This is a genomic window from Pseudarthrobacter sp. LT1 (assembly GCF_035621795.1).
Taxonomy (GTDB): Bacteria; Actinomycetota; Actinomycetes; order Actinomycetales; family Micrococcaceae; genus Arthrobacter.
The window spans coordinates 2,696,667-2,716,555 of record NZ_CP141830.1 but is presented as its reverse complement, the minus strand read 5'-3'; the positions used below and the strand labels follow the sequence as shown (position 1 = coordinate 2,716,555).

At 67.4% G+C, this 19,889-nt stretch carries 18 protein-coding genes and 1 tRNA gene; 9 read left to right on the top strand and 10 right to left on the bottom strand.

Features of this window, described 5'->3' with window-relative positions:
- Positions 1-26: 26 nt before the first annotated feature.
- Both VIK36_RS12765 and VIK36_RS12760 read right to left on the bottom strand, forming a co-directional pair.
- Positions 27-794: an alpha/beta hydrolase gene (locus VIK36_RS12765; RefSeq protein ID WP_324642182.1), complete on the bottom strand. Its 768-nt coding sequence runs from the start codon at positions 792-794 to the stop codon at positions 27-29.
- On the bottom strand, positions 794-1,918 hold the full coding sequence (locus tag VIK36_RS12760; RefSeq protein WP_255172470.1) for a LacI family DNA-binding transcriptional regulator: 1,125 nt from the start codon (positions 1,916-1,918) through the stop codon (positions 794-796). Before VIK36_RS12760 ends, VIK36_RS12765 begins: the two co-directional genes overlap by 1 nt.
- A gap of 167 nt (positions 1,919-2,085) precedes the next feature.
- Between VIK36_RS12760 and VIK36_RS12755 the strand changes: the two genes are divergently transcribed.
- The 3 genes from VIK36_RS12755 to VIK36_RS12745 are packed head-to-tail and all read left to right on the top strand — an operon-like array spanning position 2,086 to position 5,323.
- Positions 2,086-3,255, top strand: coding sequence for a Gfo/Idh/MocA family protein (locus VIK36_RS12755; protein ID WP_224026370.1), 1,170 nt, complete (start codon positions 2,086-2,088; stop codon positions 3,253-3,255).
- Positions 3,255-4,469, top strand: a complete 1,215-nt coding sequence (locus tag VIK36_RS12750; protein ID WP_324642181.1) for a dihydrodipicolinate synthase family protein — start codon at positions 3,255-3,257, stop codon at positions 4,467-4,469. Before VIK36_RS12755 ends, VIK36_RS12750 begins: the two co-directional genes overlap by 1 nt.
- Positions 4,466-5,323, top strand: a complete 858-nt coding sequence (locus tag VIK36_RS12745) for a sugar phosphate isomerase/epimerase family protein (RefSeq protein ID WP_324642180.1) — start codon at positions 4,466-4,468, stop codon at positions 5,321-5,323. The genes VIK36_RS12750 and VIK36_RS12745 overlap by 4 nt, the downstream gene beginning before the upstream one ends.
- Positions 5,324-5,453: 130 nt before the next feature.
- Here the strand turns inward: VIK36_RS12745 and xylB are convergent, their stop codons facing one another.
- Both xylB and xylA read right to left on the bottom strand, forming a co-directional pair.
- Positions 5,454-6,872 carry a xylulokinase gene (xylB, locus tag VIK36_RS12740; protein ID WP_324642179.1) on the bottom strand — a complete coding sequence of 473 codons (1,419 nt, stop codon included), beginning with the start codon at positions 6,870-6,872 and terminating at the stop codon, positions 5,454-5,456.
- Positions 6,873-6,875: 3 nt separating this feature from the next.
- Positions 6,876-8,063 carry a xylose isomerase gene (gene xylA / locus VIK36_RS12735; protein ID WP_324642178.1) on the bottom strand — a complete coding sequence of 396 codons (1,188 nt, stop codon included), beginning with the start codon at positions 8,061-8,063 and terminating at the stop codon, positions 6,876-6,878.
- A 149-nt stretch (positions 8,064-8,212) separates the two neighbouring features.
- On the opposite strand from xylA, the gene VIK36_RS12730 reads away from it, so the two are divergent.
- On the top strand, positions 8,213-9,439 hold the full coding sequence (locus VIK36_RS12730; protein WP_324642177.1) for an ROK family protein: 1,227 nt from the start codon (positions 8,213-8,215) through the stop codon (positions 9,437-9,439).
- A gap of 51 nt (positions 9,440-9,490) precedes the next feature.
- Here the strand turns inward: VIK36_RS12730 and VIK36_RS12725 are convergent.
- A tRNA-Arg gene (locus VIK36_RS12725) sits at positions 9,491-9,563 on the bottom strand.
- Positions 9,564-9,770: 207 nt separating this feature from the next.
- Here VIK36_RS12725 and VIK36_RS12720 point away from each other — a divergent pair.
- The 3 genes from VIK36_RS12720 to ettA all read left to right on the top strand — a co-directional run bounded on the left by VIK36_RS12720 (position 9,771) and on the right by ettA (position 12,832).
- Positions 9,771-10,322: a single-stranded DNA-binding protein gene (locus VIK36_RS12720; protein WP_255172464.1), complete on the top strand. Its 552-nt coding sequence runs from the start codon at positions 9,771-9,773 to the stop codon at positions 10,320-10,322.
- Positions 10,323-10,509: 187 nt separating this feature from the next.
- Complete coding sequence (locus tag VIK36_RS12715; RefSeq protein WP_324642175.1) at positions 10,510-11,088, top strand: DUF6993 domain-containing protein; 579 nt, start codon at positions 10,510-10,512, stop codon at positions 11,086-11,088.
- A 61-nt stretch (positions 11,089-11,149) separates the two neighbouring features.
- The gene (gene ettA, locus VIK36_RS12710; protein ID WP_159631783.1) at positions 11,150-12,832 is read left to right on the top strand and encodes an energy-dependent translational throttle protein EttA; all 1,683 of its coding nucleotides are present in this window, start codon (positions 11,150-11,152) and stop codon (positions 12,830-12,832) included.
- Positions 12,833-12,959: 127 nt separating this feature from the next.
- Here the strand turns inward: ettA and VIK36_RS12705 are convergent, their stop codons facing one another.
- A complete protein-coding gene (locus VIK36_RS12705; RefSeq protein WP_324642173.1) occupies positions 12,960-13,880 on the bottom strand; it encodes an acyl-CoA thioesterase II in 921 nt (306 codons plus the stop codon).
- Between the two features lie 64 nt (positions 13,881-13,944).
- On the opposite strand from VIK36_RS12705, the gene VIK36_RS12700 reads away from it, so the two are divergent.
- A complete protein-coding gene (locus VIK36_RS12700) occupies positions 13,945-14,604 on the top strand; it encodes a hypothetical protein (protein ID WP_324642172.1) in 660 nt (219 codons plus the stop codon).
- A gap of 32 nt (positions 14,605-14,636) precedes the next feature.
- On the opposite strand, the gene VIK36_RS12695 is transcribed toward VIK36_RS12700, so the two are convergent.
- Positions 14,637-15,095 (bottom strand): globin, encoded by a 459-nt coding sequence (locus VIK36_RS12695; protein ID WP_324642171.1) that lies wholly within the window; start codon positions 15,093-15,095, stop codon positions 14,637-14,639.
- 1 nt (position 15,096) lies between these two features.
- Positions 15,097-15,780: a mechanosensitive ion channel family protein gene (locus VIK36_RS12690; RefSeq protein ID WP_255172456.1), complete on the bottom strand. Its 684-nt coding sequence runs from the start codon at positions 15,778-15,780 to the stop codon at positions 15,097-15,099.
- A gap of 66 nt (positions 15,781-15,846) precedes the next feature.
- On the opposite strand from VIK36_RS12690, the gene VIK36_RS12685 reads away from it, so the two are divergent.
- Positions 15,847-16,845 (top strand): NAD-dependent epimerase/dehydratase family protein, encoded by a 999-nt coding sequence (locus tag VIK36_RS12685; RefSeq protein WP_324642170.1) that lies wholly within the window; start codon positions 15,847-15,849, stop codon positions 16,843-16,845.
- Here VIK36_RS12685 and VIK36_RS12680 read toward each other — a convergent pair.
- On the bottom strand, positions 16,842-17,315 hold the full coding sequence (locus VIK36_RS12680) for an OsmC family protein (RefSeq protein WP_255172455.1): 474 nt from the start codon (positions 17,313-17,315) through the stop codon (positions 16,842-16,844). The two genes, VIK36_RS12685 and VIK36_RS12680, sit on opposite strands and share 4 nt — an antisense overlap.
- Complete coding sequence (gene pepN, locus VIK36_RS12675) at positions 17,312-19,885, bottom strand: aminopeptidase N (protein WP_324642169.1); 2,574 nt, start codon at positions 19,883-19,885, stop codon at positions 17,312-17,314. The genes VIK36_RS12680 and pepN overlap by 4 nt, the downstream gene beginning before the upstream one ends.
- Positions 19,886-19,889 lie beyond the last annotated feature (4 nt).

Here is a 19,889-nt window from a genome sequence, read left to right as displayed (position 1 = left end):
CGGGCGTGGGCTAGGCGGACGATGAGCTAGGCGGGGCCGGCCGTGGCGGCTTGCCTGAGGGGGTCCGTCCACCCGGCACGCTGCAGCCAGGCTGCGCACAGTGCGGTCCACTGCCGGGGTCCGGCTTGGTCTGTGGCAAGCCCCAGCCCATGCCGTCCCTGCGGGAAGACATGCAGTTCCGCCGGAACGCCGGCGGCAAAGAGTGCCCTGGCGTAGTTCAGGCTGTTGCTCACCGGAACGGCGTCGTCGTCGGCTGTATGCCAGAGGAACGCCGGCGGTGTCCGGGGGGTGACGTTCAGCTCCGGCGAGAGGGCCCTGAGGAGGTCCGACGGCGGCGCGCCGCCAAGGAGGTTCTCCACCGATCCCTGGTGCGCCTCGTGGGTCAGTGATGCAACGGGGTAGCAGAGCACCGAGAGGGCGGGGATGGCTGCGGGCACGTCCAGGTCCGGGTTCCCGGTGGCGGCTGCCGTGCTGAGGGTGGCCGCCAGGTGGCCGCCGGCGGAGAAGCCCAGGACGCCGATGCGCTCCGGGTCAACGGCAAACCCGTGCTGTCCCTTCCTGATGTGGAGCATGGCTTCCTTTGCGTCCTCCAGGGGAGCAGGGTGCCGGTCAGGGGCCACCCTGTAGCGGAGGACGAAGGCGTGGATGCCCAGGGACGCCAGCCACTCTGCAACGGGCTCCGCTTCGTGATCAGCCTGGCGGGCGTATCCTCCTCCCGGCAGGACCATGATGGCCGGCCGGGCGCCGGCAGCCCCGGAATGGGCCGGAACTGCCGTAAGCGCACCCGGCGCCATCAGGCGGCAGCCTCGGTGCTGCGCCGCAGCGTGACCTCGCCTGTGATGTCACCGGGTGAAGCGTCTTCGGCCCCGTCCCCGTCGTCGCCGGCAAGCCTCCGCTGGGTGGCCCGGGTGGCCAGGCGCCCAATGTCCTCCAGCGGCAGGCGTACCGTGGAAAGAGCCGGCCGGAAGTCGCGGAGGGTCTCAATATCGTCGAACCCGGCGATGGCGGCGTCGCGGGGGATGCGGAGCCCTTCGGACCGCAATGCCGCCGCGGCCCCGATGGCCATCACATCGTTGACGGCGAAAATGCACAGTTTGGCTGCGCCGCCCCCGTCACCGGTCGGGCCCCCTTCCCCGGACGGGCGCGCGTTGGTCCGGGCTGCCTTGATCCGGGCAGCCAGTTCAAGCCCGGCGTCATATCCTCCGGACCGGTTGAACGCGCTGCGGAGCACTTCCGCCGGCCGGCGCCCGGCCCGTTCCAGTCCCTCCTGGAAACCGCGGACCCGGTCATCGGAGGTCAGGAGCCCTTCGGGACCGCCGACAATGACGAAGTCCCCGTCCCAGCTGCCCGCAAGTTCGGTGGCCAGCCGGCCGGCCAGCTCCTGGTTGGGCACTTTCACCACGTGGTACCCCTCCGGAGCAGTTGCACCCACGACGGGATGGCCCACCACGGCCACCTGCCCGCCGTTGCGGCAATACCGGTCCAGTTCGGCTGCCAGCTCGCTGTTGCCGTCCTTGTCCTCGTCGCGGCACGAGCGGGAACCGGCGATCACGATCGAATCTGCGCGGCGGGCCGCGAACGCAGCCACCGCTTCCTTTTCCTCCGCGGGGCCGCCGCCGGTGGTGGCAAGGAGCACCATCTTCCGCTGTTCCCGGGCGGCTTCCTGCACGCCCCTGGCAATGGCCGCGAAGTAGGGATCGGCAATGTCATGGACGATCAGGCCGATCAGGCCGGAACTGGATTTCGCCAGGCCCTGCGCCTGGGCGTTGGGGATGTAGCCAAGCGACTCAGCCGCCTGCCGGACCCGGTCGGCAATGTCCTTCCCCGGTTTGCGGGCGGATCCGTTCAGCACGCGGGAGGCCGTGGCGGGGGAAACGCCGGCAAGGCGGGCCACCTCGGTAAGGGTACTTGCAGCCACTGCATCTCCTGGTCTTGTACGGGCTCGAAGGCTAAAGCACATTATGGCAGTTCAAACTACTTCCGGAAAGCGCTTGCCAAGGGGAAGCGCGCCGTGCATCATGGAAGCAGTGGGAATGCGCTTTCCCAATCAGTTTGACTACCTTGCTCACTCACCGTGGAGGACACATGGGCTTCGAAACAAAGACAATCCGCATCGCCATGAACGGCATCACCGGCCGGATGGGCTACCGCCAGCACCTGCTGCGCTCCATCCTGCCGATTCGCGATGCAGGCGGCTTCACCCTCCCGGACGGCACCCGGGTCCAGGTTGAACCCATCCTGGTGGGCCGCAACGAGGCCAAAATCCGGGAACTGGCGGAAAAGCACAAGGTGTCCGAGTGGACCACGGACCTGGACGCCGTGATCAACGACCCCACGGTGGACGTCATCTTTGACGCCTCCATGACCAGCCTGCGCGCCGCCACCCTGAAGAAGGCGATGCTGGCCGGCAAGCACATCTTTACCGAAAAGCCCACGGCCGAGACCCTCGAAGAAGCCATCGAGCTGGCCCGCATCGGCAAGGAGGCGGGCGTCACTGCCGGCGTCGTCCACGACAAGCTCTACCTCCCTGGCCTGGTCAAGCTCCGCCGTTTGGTGGACGAGGGCTTCTTCGGCCGCATCCTCTCCATCCGCGGCGAGTTCGGCTACTGGGTCTTCGAAGGCGACATCCAGGCCGCGCAGCGCCCGTCCTGGAACTACCGCAAGGAAGACGGCGGCGGAATGACCACGGACATGTTCTGCCACTGGAACTACGTCCTGGAGGGCATCATCGGCCAGGTCAAGAGCGTCAACGCCAAGACAGCCACCCACATCCCCGCCCGCTGGGACGAGGCAGGCAACGAGTACAAGGCCACCGCTGATGACGCCTCCTACGGCATCTTCGAACTCGAAACCCCGGGCGGCGACCAGGTGGTCGGCCAGATCAACTCCTCCTGGGCAGTGCGCGTCTACCGCGACGAACTGGTGGAATTCCAGGTGGACGGCACCCACGGTTCCGCCGTGGCCGGCCTGAACAAGTGCGTCGCCCAGCAGCGGGCCCACACCCCCAAGCCCGTGTGGAACCCGGACCTGCCCGTCACCGAATCCTTCCGCGACCAGTGGCAGGAAGTTCCCGCCAATGCCGAGCTGGACAACGGCTTCAAGCTGCAGTGGGAAGAGTTCCTCCGAGACGTTGTGGCCGGCAGGGAACACCGCTTCGGCCTGTTGTCCGCCGCCCGCGGCGTCCAGCTCGCCGAACTTGGCCTTCGGTCCAATGACGAACGCCGCACCATCGACATCCCGGAGATCACGCTCTGATGACTTCCCTTATCCTTCCCTCCGAGGACGGCGGCACCAGGGAGTACCGCCTCCAGGGCGCCACGCCCTGGGCCCGCCCCACCGCCCCGCTCACTGCCCGGCGCGCCTACGCCGCGGCCCACGTCATCCCCGAGGTCCTCGCTGACAACACCCCCGGGGCGCCTGCCCGCCTGGACTGGGACGCCACCATGGCGTACCGCCACGAGCTCTGGTCCTACGGCCTTGGCGTGGCCGACGCCATGGACACCGCCCAGCGCGGCATGGGCCTTGACTGGGCCGCCACGCAGCAACTCATCAAGCGCACCGGCGTCGAAGCAGCCTCGGTGGTCTCGGCCAACACCCCGGCCACCGCCGGCAAATCGGTCCGTGACCTCGTGTCCTGCGGGGCCGGCACCGACCAGCTGGACCTGGACACCCTTCCCTCCGGTGACGCGGGCATCAAGGCCGTCCTCGAGGCATACCGCGAACAGATCTCCGTGATCACCGAGGCCGGCCCCAAGGTGATTCTCATGGCCTCGCGGGCACTCGCCAAGGCAGCGCGCGGGCCGGAGGACTACCTGAACGTCTACTCCACGCTGCTGCAGGAGGTGGACCAGCCGGTCATCCTGCACTGGCTCGGAACCATGTTCGATCCCGCCCTCGCCGGCTACTGGGGGTCCGGGGACGTTGCGGCCGCCACCGAAACCTTCCTGGGCCTGATCAGGGACAACGCGGGCAAGGTGGACGGCGTCAAGGTCTCCCTGCTCGATGCCAGCCACGAGGTGGCCCTGCGGGCAGCGCTCCCTGAGGGCGTCCGCCTCTACACCGGGGACGACTTCAACTACCCCGAGCTCATCGACGGCGACGGCACCCACCACTCCGACGCGCTGCTGGGCATCTTCGCGGCCATCTACCCGGCCGCTTCCCTGGCCCTGCAGAACTACGATGCCGGAAACCCGGCCAGGGCACGGGAAATTTTGGACTCCACCCGCGAACTGGGCAAGCACATCTTCAGCGCCCCCACGTTCTACTACAAGACCGGCATCGCCTTCATGTCCTGGCTCAACGGCAAACAGTCCGGGTTCCAAATGGTCGGCGGCCTGCACTCCGGCCGGTCCGTCTGCCACCTCGCCCGGACCTTTGAGCTGGCCGACCAGGCCGGCTTGCTGAAGGACCCGGCGCTGGCCGCCTTCCGCATGTCCGATTACCTGCGGATCAACGGGGTTGGAGCATGACAATCGGATCAGCAACGTCCGCTTTCTCCCGCCTGTCCATCAACAGCGCCACCACCAAGAAGTGGACGCTTGCCCAGGTGGTCGAAGGCTGCGTCAACGCCGGCATCCCCGCCATCGGCCCCTGGCGCGACCGTGTAGCGGAGGCCGGCCTGGACAAGGCAGCCCGCCTGATCAAGGACGCGGGCCTGCGCGTGTCCTCGCTGTGCCGCGGCGGGTTCCTCACCGCGGCGGACGCGGAAGGCCAGGCAAGCGCGCTCGCCGACAACCGTGCAGCCATCCTCGAAGCCGTGGCGCTGGACACCACCGAACTGTTCCTGGTGGTTGGCGGACTCGCCCCGGGGGAGAAGGACATCGTGGGCGCCCGGCAGCGTGTGGCCGACCGGCTCGCGGACCTGGTCCCGTTCGCACAGGAAAACGGCGTCCGCCTGGTGCTGGAACCGCTGCACCCGATGTACGCCGCCGACCGCGCACTGATCTCCACCCTGGGGCAGGCCCTGGACCTCGCGGCGTCCTTCGACGCCTCCACGGTGGGGGTCGCCGTCGACACGTTCCACGTCTGGTGGGACCCGGAACTGAAGGCGCAAATCGAACGCGCCGGCCGGGAGAACCGTATTGCCTCCTACCAGGTGTGCGACTTCAACATGCCCATCGCCGCCGATCCGCTGCTCTCGCGCGGATTCATGGGCGACGGCGTGGTGGACTTCGCCACGATCGGCACCTGGGTGCGCGACGCCGGGTACACGGGCGACATCGAGGTGGAGATTTTCAATCAGGAGATCTGGGACACGGACGGCAACACCGTCCTGGCCACGGTCAAGGAGCGGTACGCGCAGCTTGTCCTGCCGTACACCTGACCTGATTCAAGACCGCGGGCTCCTGCTACGTCACGGCAGGAGCCTGCGCCCCACATAAAAAGGACCCGGACCGCGGTGGTATTTCCCACCGTGGTCCGGGTTCTTTCCCTGCCCGCTGCCCGCTGCAGCCTTACGTGTAGAGCGAGGCGACCCGGCGGTACCTTGCCAGCACTCCGGCGTCGTCGTTTCCCAGCGGAAGGTCGACGGCGTCTGCCGCCCACGCAGGGAAGCGTCCGCTGAGTGCCGCCGCAGCCTGGCGCGCGGCGCCGTCGGCCACGTACTCGCCCGGTTGCGGGACCGTGACGGCGGTTCCCAGCAGGCTGGCAGCCACGTCCTGCACTGCTGCTGACTGGGCTCCGCCCCCTACCAGGAGGATCCTTTGGGCGGACACGCCCTGGTTTTGCAGTGCCGCCATGCCGTCCGCCAGTGAGCAGACAACACCCTCGACGGCGGCGCGCGCCAGGTTGGCGGGGGTGTAGTTGGCCCGCGTGATGCCGTGCAGGGAGCCGGTGGCGTCCGGCAGGTTGGGAGTTCTTTCCCCATCGAAGTAGGGGACCAGGGTGAGGCCGCCGGCACCGGGACCGGCGGACATCGCCAGCCGGTTGAACCCGGACAGGTCCACGTCCAGCAGGGCGGCGGTGGCATCGAAAATGCGGGTGGCATTCAGGGTGCACACCAGCGGCAGGAAATGTCCGGCGGCGTCGGCGAATCCGGCCACCAGTCCCGATGCGTCTGCCGCAGGCGAATCCGAGACCGCGAATACGGTCCCGGATGTGCCCAGCGACATCACCACATCGCCCAGCCGGGCCCCTGCACCCAGCGCGGCCGCCGCGTTGTCTCCGGCGCCTGCGGCCAGGAGGGCGCCCGCCGGCGTCTTTCCCGCTGCTTCCAGGGGCCCGAGGACCCGGGGGAGGACCGGCACGTGGCCGAGTGCCGCGGACAGGACGTCGGGCAGGTACTTGCCTTCCGCCGTCGAGTAGTAGCCCGTGCCGGATGCGTCCGAGCGGTCCGTGGCCAGGGCGGCCAGCCCCTCTTTTCCGCTGCCTGGCCCGTAGCCTGCGAGCCGCCAGGTGAGCCAGTCGTGCGGCAGGCAGACGGCGGCCACCCTTGCGGCGTTTTCCGGTTCGTTCTCCGCCAGCCAGCGCAGCTTGGTCAGCGTCAGGGACGCGACCGGCACGGTACCGGTCGCGCGTGCCCAGTACTGCGCGCCGGCGGCTGGATCGCCGCCCCCGGCGGATTCGATGAGATCCTGGGCAGCGCCGGCGCTGCGGGTGTCGTTCCACAGCAGCGCCGGCCGGATCACCGCACCGTCGCTGTCCAGGCAGACCATGCCGTGCTGCTGGCCTCCGACGGACACGGCACTGACGTCATCCAGTCCGCCGGCATCTGCAACTGCCTTCTGCAGTGCCGTCCACCAATGGTCGGGGTGGACCTCGGTGCCCTCAGGGTGTGGGGCCCGGCCCTGGCGGACCAATGCCCCGGTATCCGCATCGCGGATGATCACCTTGCACGACTGGGTGGAGCTGTCGATGCCTGCGACGAGCACCATGGCCTAGTGGGCGCCCAGCAGGTGCTCGATGGCGAGCTGGTTGAGCCGGACGAACGCGAAGGAGCGCTCAGCAGCCTTGTCGGCGTCGAAGTCCTCGAACGCTGAGGCGTCGGCCAGCAGGTCTGCGGTGCTTTCGCCGGCACTGAGGGTGGGCTCGCCGAGTTCGAACACGCCGGAGATCTTGAGTGCTTCCTGCACCTGCGGGTCTGCGCGGAACGCCAGCGCCCGTTCCTTCAGCAGCAGGTACATGGCCATGTTGGCCTTGGCGGACTCCCACACGCCGTCGTAGCCGTCGGTGCGTGAAGGCTTGTAGTCGAAGTGGCGCGGGCCGTCGTACTTCGGGCCACCGCCCGGGAAGCCGTTCTCCAGCAGGTCGACCGTGAAGAAGGCGCTGGTGAGGTCGCCGTGGCCGAACACCAGGTCCTGGTCGTACTTGATGCCGCGCTGGCCGTTGAGGTCGATGTGGAAGAGCTTGCCGGCCCAGAGTGCCTGCGCAATCCCGTGGGTGAAGTTCAGTCCTGCCATTTGCTCGTGGCCGGTTTCGGGGTTCAGGCCCACGATGTCACCGTGCTCGAGCTGGGCAATGAAGGCCAGGCCGTGGCCGACAGTGGGCAGGAAGATATCGCCGCGGGGTTCGTTGGGCTTGGGTTCAAGCGCGATCCGCAGGTTGTAGCCCTTTTCCTTGATGTAGCCGGCCGCGGTGTCCACGCCTTCCTTCATGCGGTCCAGGGCGGCGGCCAGGTCCTTGGAGCCGTCGTATTCGCTGCCTTCGCGGCCGCCCCACATGACGAACGTTTCGGCGCCGAGCTCTGCGGCGAGGTCGATGTTGCGCAGGACCTTGGAGAGGGCAAAGCGGCGGATGGAGCGGTCGTTGGAGGTGAAGCCGCCGTCCTTGAACACCGGGTGGCTGAACAGGTTGGTGGTCACCATGGGGACCTTCAGTCCCGTCTCGGCCAGGGCTGACCGGAAGTTTTTCAGGATCAGGTCCCGCTCTGACGCGGAGGCGTCAAAGGGAACAAGGTCATTGTCGTGGAACGTGATGCCGTAGGCGCCAAGTTCAGCCAGGCGGTGGACTGCCTCCACCGGATCCAAGGCGGCGCGGGTGGCCACTCCGAAGGGATCGGCGCCGGTCCAGCCGACTGTCCAGAGGCCGAAGGTGAACTTGTCAGCGGGCGTGGGGGAGAGAGTCATGATGCGTCCTTGCGATCGGGTTGCGCCGCGGAATTGCGAAGCTTTAGTTCATTGCCTGAACTATATGAGCGGACGTAGGGTGGGGTCAATAGTCCAGCGTGGAGACCGCCGAAAAACTTGGCGGAAGCGTCTAACCAAGGAGCTTTGTGATGGTGATGCCGGCGCCTGCAGCGGCGGGGTCCGGATCCCCGGCCCCCGGAAACGTGGGGGACGTGAGGCGCAGCAATCTTGCGCTGGTCCTCGGCGCGATTGCCGAGTTCCCGCCCGGCACGCATCCCAGCCGTGCCCAGGTTGCCGGCGCCACCGGATTGACCAAGGCGTCGGTGTCCAGCCTGGTGCTGGACCTCCTGGACGCCGGGGTCATCCGCGAAATCGGGCTTAACCCCCAGGGCCGCGGCCGGCCAGGCGTGGGACTGGAGCTCAGCCCCAGCCGTGCGGTGATGGGAATGGAGGTCAACGTCGACTACATTTCCGCCGCCGTGGTTGACCTGTCCGGGAAGGTGCTGCTGCGGGAGGTACGGGAGCGCGATAACCGGAACAGTGCGGACAAGCCGGTGCTGGCTGCGCTCGCAGGCCTGGCAGCCAGGGTGCGGAGCGCGGCCGGGGAACAGGGCGTCGACGTCGTGGGCGGCGGGCTGGCGGTGCCCGGACTGGTGGACCCTGCCAGGGCGCGCGTGCTGACCGCTCCCAACCTGGGCTGGGTCAATGTGGACCTTGACCTTGACGCCCTGCTGCCCGAAACAGCGCTGGGGGTTGCACTGTTCAATGAGGCCAATGCGGCCGCCCTGGCCGAACTGCGGCACCGGCCGGATCGCGCATCCAACTTCCTTTTCGTCTCCGGTGAGGTGGGCGTGGGCGGCGGGATTGTCATCGGTTCCGAGCTGTTCACCGGCCCCGGGGGCCATGCCGGCGAAGTGGGACACATCGTGGTGGATCCAGACGGCGGCCATTGTTCATGCGGGGGGACTGGCTGCCTGGAAACGGTAGCCGGCCAGGACGCCATATTCATTGCTGCCGGCCTGGCGCCGGAGGGGGTTACACGGTCTGCCGCCATGTCCGCACTCCTGCGGGCACTTGAGGGCGGGGCACCCAAGGCGGTATCCGCCGTCGAACGTGCAGGCCGCTGTCTGGGTATAGCGCTTGCCTCAACGGCGCGCGTGGTGGATATCGATTCGGTGGTACTGGGCGGCCATTTCGCAGTCCTTGAGCCCTGGCTGCGCGCCCCGTTGCTGGACAGCCTGCAGAAATATGCGCCCGGAAAGTACGAGTCGGAGCAGGTAACGGTGTCCACGGTGGGGGAGTTTGGTGCCCTGCTGGGGGCCGCCGGCAGCGTGATCCGGTCCCTGGTGGAAGCCCCGCATCGGCTGCACGCATAGCGGCGGGTGCACAATGCCCCGGTCCGAAGACCGGGGCATCAGCCACCAACGTGCCCCAGGAGGGAATCGAACCCCCGACCGGCGGATTAGAAGGCCGCTGCTCTATCCCCTGAGCTACTGAGGCATCAGCTTCCGGCCTGCAGGCCGGCGCCTCAAAAAGTTTACATTGCCCGGCATGCCGGCGGCGTCATCCGGCCTGCACTGTTCCTCCCCACGTGGCGGGTTGGGCCCTGTTGTCCACATACGGGAACCCGCGCCTCCTGCGCGCCGGCGTCCGGGGCGATGCTGGTCATGCCTGCTCCAGGCGCCACCATCCAGACAGGACGTAGACATGAGCGAAACGATTACCATCCGGGGCTTCGTTGCCACTGAGATCACGAGTTCCACCACGCCGGGGGGAGTGGCGACAGCCTCCTTCCGGCTCGGTTCCACCACACGCCGCTTTGACCGGGAATCCAAAACCTGGGGCGACGGGCACACCAACTGGTTCACCGTGCAGGGCTACCGCAACCTCGCCGGGACCCTGGGCTGCAGCATCCGGAAAGGCCAACCGGTCATCGTCGTGGGCAAGCTGAAGATCCGCACCTGGGAAAAGGAAGGCCGGGTCTACCACTCCACCATCATCGACGCCGAGGCCGTGGGGCATGACCTTACCTTTGGTTCGGCAAACTTCATCCGGACCGCTTCCAGGCCTGCGCTTTCCCTTGTGGAGCAGCCGCAGTCCGCGGAGGAAGCCCCTGCGATGGACCCGGCCCTTGACGAACCGGAGGACCGTGAGGACGACCATCCCGGGGAACACGACCATGGGGCCGTCGTCATTGAGGACAACGACGGCGGACTCGCTTCCCTTGACCTGGAAACCGGGGAACTCGCCGAAGTCTAGGAAACAGGCATCAGCTGTCAACGTTCCCCGTTCAGTCCCGGGCGGACGGACCGGTGGCACCCCCGGCCGAGGTCCGTCCGCCCGCCCACATCCGAGCGCCCGCCACCATGCGTCAGCCCTCCAGCGCGGCCGGACGCCTGCGGCCGGTAATCCCGGCCGGGCGTCCGGCGCATGGCACAATGACACCATGCGTCCCACCCCTTACCGCCGGCAGACAAACCGGGCCGGTGCAGCGCTGACATGTGCTGTCCTGGCCGCCCTCGTGACGGGGTGTGCCGCCGGTCCCGCAGCGAACAATCCGCGGGTTGAGGGCAGCGATGACGGATTGTTGAAGGCAACGGCGGCAGCGCCGGCCACACAGGAAGCGGCAGCCCAGGCCGCCAATCCAGCTGCGACAAGCAGCGCCGCGGGCAGGGAAGCGTTGGCCAATACATCAGCCGGTGCCAGCACCTCGGCCGCCGCGGCAGCAGATGCCGCAGCCACCGAAACCGTGAAGCGGACCGTAACCGACACCTTGGCCAAACTGGCAACAGGCACACCCAAACCGGCCACGGCCCAGGTCAGCGACGCACTGACGGGGGCCGGCATCGCGCCCGCAGTGCTCCAGGTCTCGCAGAGCCGGACGCCCACCGGGTTGGAGGCGGACGCCATCGAGGCTGCCGTGCTGCAGGGCAAGGACTGCGTCATTGGCCAGGTGCGCGAAGGCGCAGTGACCGTCACCGTCCTGCCGGTCCTGGCCAGCGGCAAGTGCTTCGTGGGTTCCTGATCCTGCTGACTTTCCGGCTGTAAATGTGAGATCTGCCCGCCAACCCACTAGATTTGAGACCATGGCGGAATTTATCTACACAATGACCAAGGCCCGTAAGGCCGTTGGCGAAAAACTCATTCTTGATGACGTAAGCATGTCCTTCTTCCCGGGCGCCAAGATTGGTGTTGTGGGCCCAAACGGTGCCGGTAAGTCCACCATCCTCAAGATCATGGCAGGGCTGGACACGCCCTCCAACGGTGAAGCCCGGCTCAGCCCCGGCTACAGCGTGGGCATCCTGCTCCAGGAACCGCCCCTCAACGAGGAAAAGACAGTCCTGGGCAACGTCCAGGAAGGCGTGGGCGAGATCTACGGCAAGATCCAGCGCTTCAACGAGATCTCCGAGGAAATGGCCAGCCCCGATGCTGACTATGACACCCTCCTCGAGGAAATGGGCAAGCTGCAGGAAGCCATCGACGCCGCCGATGCCTGGGACCTCGACTCCCAGCTGGAGCAGGCCATGGACGCCCTCCGCTGCCCGCCGGCCGATGCCGATGTCACCAATCTCTCCGGTGGTGAGCGCCGCCGCGTGGCCCTGTGCAAGCTCCTCCTGCAGAAGCCGGACCTGCTGCTCCTTGACGAGCCCACCAACCACCTGGACGCGGAAAGTGTCCTGTGGCTTGAGCAGCACCTTTCGAGCTACCCCGGCGCCGTCCTCGCCGTCACCCACGACCGTTACTTCCTGGACCACGTGGCGGAATGGATTGCCGAAGTGGACCGCGGCCACCTGTACCCGTACGAAGGCAACTACTCCACCTACCTGGAGAAGAAGCGCGCCCGCCTCGAGATCCAGGGCAAGAAGGATGCCAAGCAGGCCAAGCGCCTCGCCGAGGAACTCGAGTGGGTCCGCTCCAACGCCAAGGGCCGCCAGACCAAATCGAAGGCCCGCCTGGCCCGGTACGAGGAAATGGCCGCAGAAGCGGACCGCACCCGCAAGCTCGACTTCGAGGAAATCCAGATCCCGCCGGGACCGCGCCTGGGTGGCCTGGTCCTGGAGGCCAAGAACCTGCAGAAGGGCTTCGACGACCGTGTCCTGATCGACGGGCTCTCCTTCAGCCTGCCGCGCAACGGCATCGTGGGTGTCATCGGTCCCAACGGTGTGGGCAAGTCCACGCTCTTCAAGACTATCGTGGGCCTGGAGCCGCTCGACGGCGGCGAGCTGAAGATCGGTGACTCGGTCAAGATCTCCTACGCCGACCAGAGCCGCGGCGGCATCGACCCCAACAAGACCCTGTGGGAGGTCGTCTCCGACGGACTCGACTTCATCCAGGTGGGCAACGTCGAGATGCCGTCCCGCGCCTACGTGGCAGCCTTCGGGTTCAAGGGTCCGGACCAGCAGAAGAAGGCAGGCGTGCTCTCCGGCGGTGAGCGCAACCGCCTGAACCTGGCCCTGACCCTCAAGCAGGGCGGGAACCTGCTGCTCCTCGACGAACCCACCAACGACCTCGACGTCGAAACCCTCAGCAGCCTGGAGAACGCGCTGCTCGAGTTCCCCGGCTGCGCCGTGGTGGTCTCGCACGACCGGTGGTTCCTTGACCGGGTGGCCACGCACATCCTGGCCTACGAAGGTGACGACGAGAACCCCTCCAAGTGGTACTGGTTCGAGGGTAACTTCGAATCCTACGAGGAGAACAAGGTGGAGCGTCTGGGCCCGGACGCTGCCAAGCCGCACCGCGTCACCCACCGGCGCCTGACCCGCGACTAACAGCGCGGAACCTGGCCAAAAGCCTGACAGCTCAAAAGAAGGCCGGCACCCCGACAAATTTTCGGGGTACCGGCCTTCTGCGTGCCTGCGGGGTCAGCGTGCCTGCGAGGGTGCGGTGCCTTCGAAGTCAGGCGACCGCGCGGTCGGTGGGAATGCGCACCATCCCCTCCTGCGCAACGGAGGCGACATGCTGGCCCTCGCGGTTGAAGATCTTGCCGGTTGCCAGGCCGCGCGCGCCGTGGGCGCTGGGGGATTCCTGGACGTAGAGCAGCCACTCATCAACCCGCGCGGGCCGGTGCCACCACATCGCGTGGTCCAGGCTGGCTACATTCATTCCGGGGGTGATCCAGCTCAGGCCATGCCGCCGAAGGACCGATTCGAGGAGGGTGTAGTCGCTGGCGTAGGCCAGGGCGGCGCGGTGCAGGTTGGAGTCGTCCGGCATCGGCCCAAAGGTCTTCATCCAGACGGCGTTGCGGGCTTCCCGCGGACCGGCCGCTGAAACGTACAACGCAGGGTCTACGTGCCGGATGTCGAAGGGCCGCTCATACGCCCAGTGCCGGGCAACCGGATGATCGAACTTGCCCAGCAGGTCCGCCGTGCTGGGCAATGATTCGGGGTCCGGGATTCCTTCCGGCATCACAGAAGAGTGCTCGATCCCTTCGTCCTCGCCCTGGAACGAGGCAATCATGGACAGGATGGGCACTCCGTCCTGGTATGCGTGGACCCGCCTGGCCGAAAAAGACCTGCCGTCGCGCAGCCGCTGCACCCCGAAAGTAATGGGCTTGTTGGCGTCGCCGGGGCGCAGGAAATAGCCGTGCATGGAGTGGACGAACCGCTCGGGGTCAACTGTCCGGATCGATGCCACGAGGGACTGCGCCAGCACCTGCCCGCCGAACACCCTGTGGTGCGGCTGCTGCTGCGAGGGGCCAAGGAAAATGTCCTCATCCGTCCGGGCGCCCTCAAGCTCACCAAGGTCCAGCAGTTCGATCAGCGATGCAGTGGGGTCGCCACTGGGCGGCGCCAGCAGTCCGGCTTCGGCTTCAGTCATGGTCCGACTCTAGACGGCGGCCCGCAAACCACTCAACCGGAGTGCAGCCGGTAGTGTTCTAGATGTGTCTGAACTTCTCACCTCGTCCTTCCGTTTCGCAGACCCGCGGGACCTCGCCGACCTGAAGACTTTCGCCACCCGGGCCAAAGCCATTGATGACGGCGCCATCCGGCTGCAGGCCGCCGGCTCCGTCCTGGCCGCCTACGTGTGCGTCCTGCGGCCCAGGCTCCTGGGCAAATCCACCCCGACGATCCTGGGCCTGCGCACCATGGCACTGGCGGAACCGTCCGGAACGGACGTCACCGTTGCGTTGTCATCCGTCCTGGACCGGCTGGCACGTGCAGGGGAGGGCGACGTCGAGTTGCCGGTTCCGCCCACCACCGTTACCGAGTCCTGGACCGGGGTAGGCGCCCCACGGGGCGGTTGGGAACTGCTGGGGTCCGTCAGCGATTCCCGCCTGCGGGCGGCAGCCGAGGCAGGCATCGCCGAGGTGGCGGGCATCGTGCCGGACAAGCCGGGCGCACTCATCGTGAACAACGCGCGGGCCTCGGTGTGGGGACGGGAAATGGACGACGCCGGCCTGCCCGCCGGCGCGGCCTTCGCGGCCTTCGCGCTGGGGTTCCTTGGTGACGGCGACCAGAAGCTTTACCGGGCGGGCCGCTGGTTCCGGCTTACCGGACCGCGCGGTCACGTCCTGGCACGGACCGGCAGCGGCCTGCTCTAGGCCAGACCGCAGGGCGCCGGCCGAAAAGAGGCTCAGGAACCGGACGGGCTGTTCACCATGGACAGCGCGGCCCGTTCCATGTAGTCCCACAGCGTTCCCTCGTAAAGCGGCGGCAACTCCAGGGCGTCCACGGCGGTGCGCATGTGGAACAGCCACCGGTCCTTTGCCTCCGGCGTGACCTTGAAGGGCATGTGCCGCATGCGCAGGCGCGGGTGGCCGCGCTCCTCGCCATACGTTGTGGGCCCGCCCCAGTACTGCTCAAGGAACATCAGGAAGCGGCGCTTCGCGGGCGCCAGGTCCTCTTCCGGATACATCAGCCGCAGCAGGGGATCGGTGGCCACGCCGTCGTAGAACACGTCAATGAGCTTTACGAAGGTCTCGTGGCCGCCCACCGCGTCGTAGAAGCTGTCGGTGTAATCCGGCTTGCTGAAGGGATCGTTCTGCATCAACTGGGGCCGCTGCCCGGGGCGCGGCTCAATGGGAAGCGACATGCTAGTCCCCGGCTTTCTGGTCAGTCTTCTTGGTCTCAACGTGCGCCGAGCCCTGGTCGGTGGTGCCGTCGTCGGACTCATGCAGTGGAACGTAACGCCCCTGCGACCGGTTGCCCACGCGCAGGATCTCGCCGTTGCGCAGGTACCAGATGGCGCCGTCGTCGGAGCGGACGCGGGTGATCCGCAGTCCCATGGACTCCACCACGCCCACCACTTCGCTGGTTTCGATCACATCACCGATCCCGTACTGGTCTTCAATGGTAATGAAGATCCCGGCCAGGAAGTCGCGGATCAGCTGCTGGGCGCCGAAGCCGATGGCCACACCGAGGATACCCACGCTGGTCAGCAGTGGGGCAATGTTGATGTCGAGGTTCTGCAGCACGTACATGCCGGTGATGATGACCACCAGCACGCCCACCACGCTGTTGAGCAGTGAACCGATGGTTTCGGCGCGCTGGACGCGGCGTTCGTGGTCAAGGGCGCGAAAGGCCGGAGCAGCCCACTTGAACGTGGGCTTCTTGAAGAAATTGCTCCCCGACGCCACCCGCCTGGTGATGCGGGAAATGATGAACGTGGCCACGAGCCAGACGGCAACGCCGACGCCGAGGCTGATCACGATGCCTGGGACGCTTACGCCGGACGGCTGGCTCGCGGCGTCGGGAAGGATGGACAACATGCTGACCATGGGTGGAAATAGCTCCTCGGGATATTGCGCTGTTCTCTTTCAACCCTAGCGCCGTAGCGTGGAGCAATGCGCATCCTCATCCTCGGCGGAACAGCCTTCCTCTCCCGGGAAATCGCCAGGCAGGCGGTGGCCGCGGGGCATCACGCCACGTGCCTGGCCCGGGGAGAGTCCGGTGAGCCGCCGCCCGGCGCCGAGTGGGCAAGGGCGGACCGGTCGGCGGGCCCGGCAGCGTACTCCTGCGTGGCCGGCACGTGGGACGCCGTCATCGAGGTTGCCCGGGACCCTGCACCTGCACGGGACGCCCTTGCCGCCCTCGCTCCGAAGGCCGGCCACTGGACCTTCGTTTCCAGCTGCTCAGCCTATGCGGACCATTCCGTCCCCGGAGCGGCAGAGGACGCCGGGCTCCTGCCGGCGCTTGCCCCCGGAACTCCCTCCACCCCCGGGAACTACGGCGAGTCCAAAGTGGCCATCGAACAGGCCACCCTGAACGCCACAGGCGGCAGGGCCCACCTCTGCCGCGCCGGCCTGGTCAGTGGCCCTGGCGACCCCACCGACCGCTACGGCTACTGGCCGGCCCGCTTCGCCGGCACCCCCGGGCCGGTGCTGGTCCCGGACATCGGGCACCAGCCCACCCAGGTCATCGACGTCCGGGACCTGGCGGCGTGGATCCTGCTTGCAGCGGAGCAGGGGACCTCCGGCCCACTGAACGCCAACGGGGACCAAGTGGCCTTTGCAGAGCTCATCAGCGCCTGTGGCCAGCTCTCCACCGCCAACATGCCCGCCACCATTACTGCCGGTGAAGAATGGCTGGTGGAGCAGGGCGTCAACTATTGGTCCGGGCCTGATTCCCTTCCGCTCTGGCTGCCGCCCCGCCATGAGGGCTTCATGGCCCGCAGCAACCAGGCAGCCAAGGCCGCGGGGATGGTGCTGCGGCCCTGGCAGGAAACCCTGGCCGACACCCTGGAGGATGAACGCGTCCGCGGGCTGGACCGGTCCCGCAAGGCCGGCCTGCACCCCGCCACGGAGCAACGGCTCGTCAAGCTGCTGCAGGGCGGGGAAGCCTAGGCAGCCACCGTCACCGGCTGGTGCTCCACCGGGAAGTTCACGCTCCGGGCAATGAAACAGACCTGGTTGGCCTCGTGGTGCAGCGAGGCCGCCAGTTCCGCCTGCGCGGCGTCGGCCACCGTCACGTGCGGGTGCAGGGTGACCCGCTCGAACTGGCCGCTGCCGTCCCGGTTCAGCCGCATCAGTCCGGTGGCCTCATCCCGGTAATCCGTGACCACCACGCCGTGCTTCACCGCCACGTGCAGGTAGGACAGCATGTGGCACTGCGCCAGCGCAGCCAGGAGAAGCTGCTCCGGGTTGTACCGTTCCCGGTCTCCATGGAATGTCGGATCCGCGGAGCCCTTGAGGACCGGCAGGCCCGGAACCAGCACGTCATGGTCCCGGGAGTAGCTCCGGTAGGACGAGGTGCCGCCGCCCCGGTTGCCTGTCCACTGCACCGTCAGCGAGTACCGGTGTTCGTTGAGGCTCACGCCGGGCTGCCCTCCTGCAGGACATCGGCGCCGCGCGCACGCAGGGCGCGGGCAACACCGTCGCGGTTCTCCAGCATCATCCGCCGCAGCGCAGCGCTTTCCGCCGGCAGCGACGCCAGGAAGGCGTCCGTCCGGTCGATCGTGGCCTGCGTGGTCAACAGCGCCGGGTAGAGGCCGACGACGATCTGCTGGGCGAGTGCGTGCGTGCGGGTTGCCACGATGCCCGGCACAGCCGCGAAGTACAGCTCCGAGTACGGCTCCAACAGCGAACGGTCCAGCACCCGCATAAAGCCGGTCACCGCCGATCCCTGCAGCGCGTTGGACAGTTCCCCCTTGACCACAATGGATTCCCAGGCCGCGGCCTTCGCCTCCGGGGTGGGGATGGCAGCCTTGGCCAGGGCAGCCGCGTTCTGGCCGCTGGAGGTGTTGTCCCGCTCCAGCTCGGCGTCGATGCCGTCCTGCCCCATCCGGCCGCCGGAAACCAGCGAAGCCACCAGCTCCCAGCGGAGGTCCTGGTCAACGCCCAGGCCGTCCAGGACCACGGACCCGTCCAGGAGGCCGGACACCCGGTCCAGCTGGGACGCGCTGCGGGCCAGCAGCGCGAAGGACTTGATGAACTGCAGCTGGCCGTCGGAGCCGCCGGGAACAGACGACGCCAAATCCCACAACCGGTCCACGGCCGCGACAGTGCTGGCTTCGCGGTGTTCCTCGGCCACATAAAAGTTCAGGGTGGTGGCCAGCTGCCGGAGCTGGACCAGGATCACGGAAGAATCCGTCTCCGCAGCGACGTTGGCCAGGATCAATTCCACGTACTTCCGTGCCGGGGTCTCACCGTCACGGGCAGCGTCCCACGCGGAGTTCCAGACGAGGGTCCGCGGCAGGCTTGCAGCGAAGTCCTTCAGGTGCTCGGTGGCGGTGGCCAGAGAGGCCGGGTCCAGCCGCACCTTGGCGTAGGCAAGGTCGTCGTCGTTGATGAGGATCAGGTCCGGCCGGGCCAGGCCGGCCAGCGCCGGCACCTCCGTGCGTTCGCCGTCGACGTCCAGTTCCTCCCGGTGCACCCGGGTGAGCTTGCCGGCGTCGTCCAGGTTGTAGAACCCCACGGCAAGGCGGTGCGGCCGGATGGTGGGCCACTCCGGTACCGCGGACTGCAGGATGGCAAAGGACCGCAGCTTCCCGTCGGAATCCACCGCCAGCTCGGGAGCCAGCGTGTTCACGCCCGCGGTCTCCAGCCACTGCCGGCCCCAGCGGTCCAGGTCGCGGCCGCTGGCCTTCTCCAGCTCCACCAGCAGGTCCTGCAGCTCCGTGTTGTGCCAGGAGTGCTTGGCGAAGTATTCACGGACACCCGCCATGAACTGGTCCGGTCCAACCCAGGCCACCAGCTGCCGCAGCACCGAGGCGCCCTTGGCGTAGGTAATGCCGTCGAAGTTGACCTCCACGTCCTGCAGGTCGTTGATCTCTGCGAAGATGGGGTGCGTGGTGGGCAGCTGGTCCTGCCGGTACGCCCAGGACTTTTCCACGGAGGCGAAGGTGGTCCAGGCGCTGGTGAAGGACGTGGCCTCCACCGCCGCCAGGTGGGACATGTATTCGGCGAAGGACTCATTGAGCCACAGATCGTTCCACCACCGCATGGTCACCAGGTCCCCGAACCACATGTGCGCCAGTTCATGGAGCACCGTGATGGCGCGCCGCTCGATCTGGGCGCCAGTGACCTTGCTGCGGAACACGTAGCCTTCCAGGATGGTCACCGCCCCGGCGTTCTCCATGGCCCCGGCGTTGAACTCGGGAACGAACAGCTGGTCGTACTTCTCAAACGGGTAGGGGCAGCCGAACTGTGCTTCGAAGAACCCGAAGCCCTGCCGCGTGAGCTCGAAGATGTTGTCCGCATCGAGGTACTGCATCAGGGACTTGCGCGCGAAGACTCCGAGCGGGATAACCCGGCCGTCTGAGCTGGTGACCTCGCTGCGGACAGACTCGTACGGACCCGCGATCAGGGCGGTGACGTAGGAGGACAGCCGGGGCGTGGGTGCGAAGGTCCACACGGACCGGCCGGCACCGTCTTCGGCGGGCGCCGCCGGCGCCGGCTCAGGGGTGGGGGAGTTGGAAATGACATCCCAGTGGGACGGCGCGGTGACGGTGAAGGCGAACGTTGCCTTCAGGTCCGGCTGCTCGAAGACGGTGAACATCCGGCGGGAATCGGGAACCTCAAACTGCGTGTACAGGTAGACCTCGTTGTCCACCGGGTCCACGAACCGGTGCAGCCCTTCCCCAGTGTTCATGTAGGGCATGTCGGCTACGACTGTCAGCTCGTTGTGCTCCGCCAGGTCCGGCAGCTGAATCCGCACGCCGTCGGCCACGGCGGCCGGATCAAGGGCGCGGCCGTTGAGGGTCACGCTGTGCACCGTGCGGGTGACGGCATCGATGAAGCTGGCCGACCCCGGCGACGCCGCGAACTTCACGGTGGTGGTACTGCCGAAGACCTCTCCGCCGCGGGTCAGGTCCAGGCTGACATCGTAGGACTCGACGGTGATCAGTTCGGCGCGCTCACGGGCTTCGGCGCGCGTCAGGTTCATGCCT

Coding starts and splice junctions, on each gene's coding strand:
- VIK36_RS12765 (WP_324642182.1), bottom strand. CDS start 794: ATGGCGCCGGGTGCGCTTACGGCAGTTCCGGCCCATTCCGGGGCTGCC.
- VIK36_RS12755 (WP_224026370.1), top strand. CDS start 2,086: ATGGGCTTCGAAACAAAGACAATCCGCATCGCCATGAACGGCATCACC.
- VIK36_RS12750 (WP_324642181.1), top strand. CDS start 3,255: ATGACTTCCCTTATCCTTCCCTCCGAGGACGGCGGCACCAGGGAGTAC.
- VIK36_RS12745 (WP_324642180.1), top strand. CDS start 4,466: ATGACAATCGGATCAGCAACGTCCGCTTTCTCCCGCCTGTCCATCAAC.
- xylB (WP_324642179.1), bottom strand. CDS start 6,872: ATGGTGCTCGTCGCAGGCATCGACAGCTCCACCCAGTCGTGCAAGGTG.
- xylA (WP_324642178.1), bottom strand. CDS start 8,063: ATGACTCTCTCCCCCACGCCCGCTGACAAGTTCACCTTCGGCCTCTGG.
- VIK36_RS12730 (WP_324642177.1), top strand. CDS start 8,213: ATGGTGATGCCGGCGCCTGCAGCGGCGGGGTCCGGATCCCCGGCCCCC.
- VIK36_RS12720 (WP_255172464.1), top strand. CDS start 9,771: ATGAGCGAAACGATTACCATCCGGGGCTTCGTTGCCACTGAGATCACG.
- VIK36_RS12715 (WP_324642175.1), top strand. CDS start 10,510: ATGCGTCCCACCCCTTACCGCCGGCAGACAAACCGGGCCGGTGCAGCG.
- ettA (WP_159631783.1), top strand. CDS start 11,150: ATGGCGGAATTTATCTACACAATGACCAAGGCCCGTAAGGCCGTTGGC.
- VIK36_RS12705 (WP_324642173.1), bottom strand. CDS start 13,880: ATGACTGAAGCCGAAGCCGGACTGCTGGCGCCGCCCAGTGGCGACCCC.
- VIK36_RS12695 (WP_324642171.1), bottom strand. CDS start 15,095: ATGTCGCTTCCCATTGAGCCGCGCCCCGGGCAGCGGCCCCAGTTGATG.
- VIK36_RS12690 (WP_255172456.1), bottom strand. CDS start 15,780: ATGGTCAGCATGTTGTCCATCCTTCCCGACGCCGCGAGCCAGCCGTCC.
- VIK36_RS12685 (WP_324642170.1), top strand. CDS start 15,847: ATGCGCATCCTCATCCTCGGCGGAACAGCCTTCCTCTCCCGGGAAATC.
- pepN (WP_324642169.1), bottom strand. CDS start 19,885: ATGAACCTGACGCGCGCCGAAGCCCGTGAGCGCGCCGAACTGATCACC.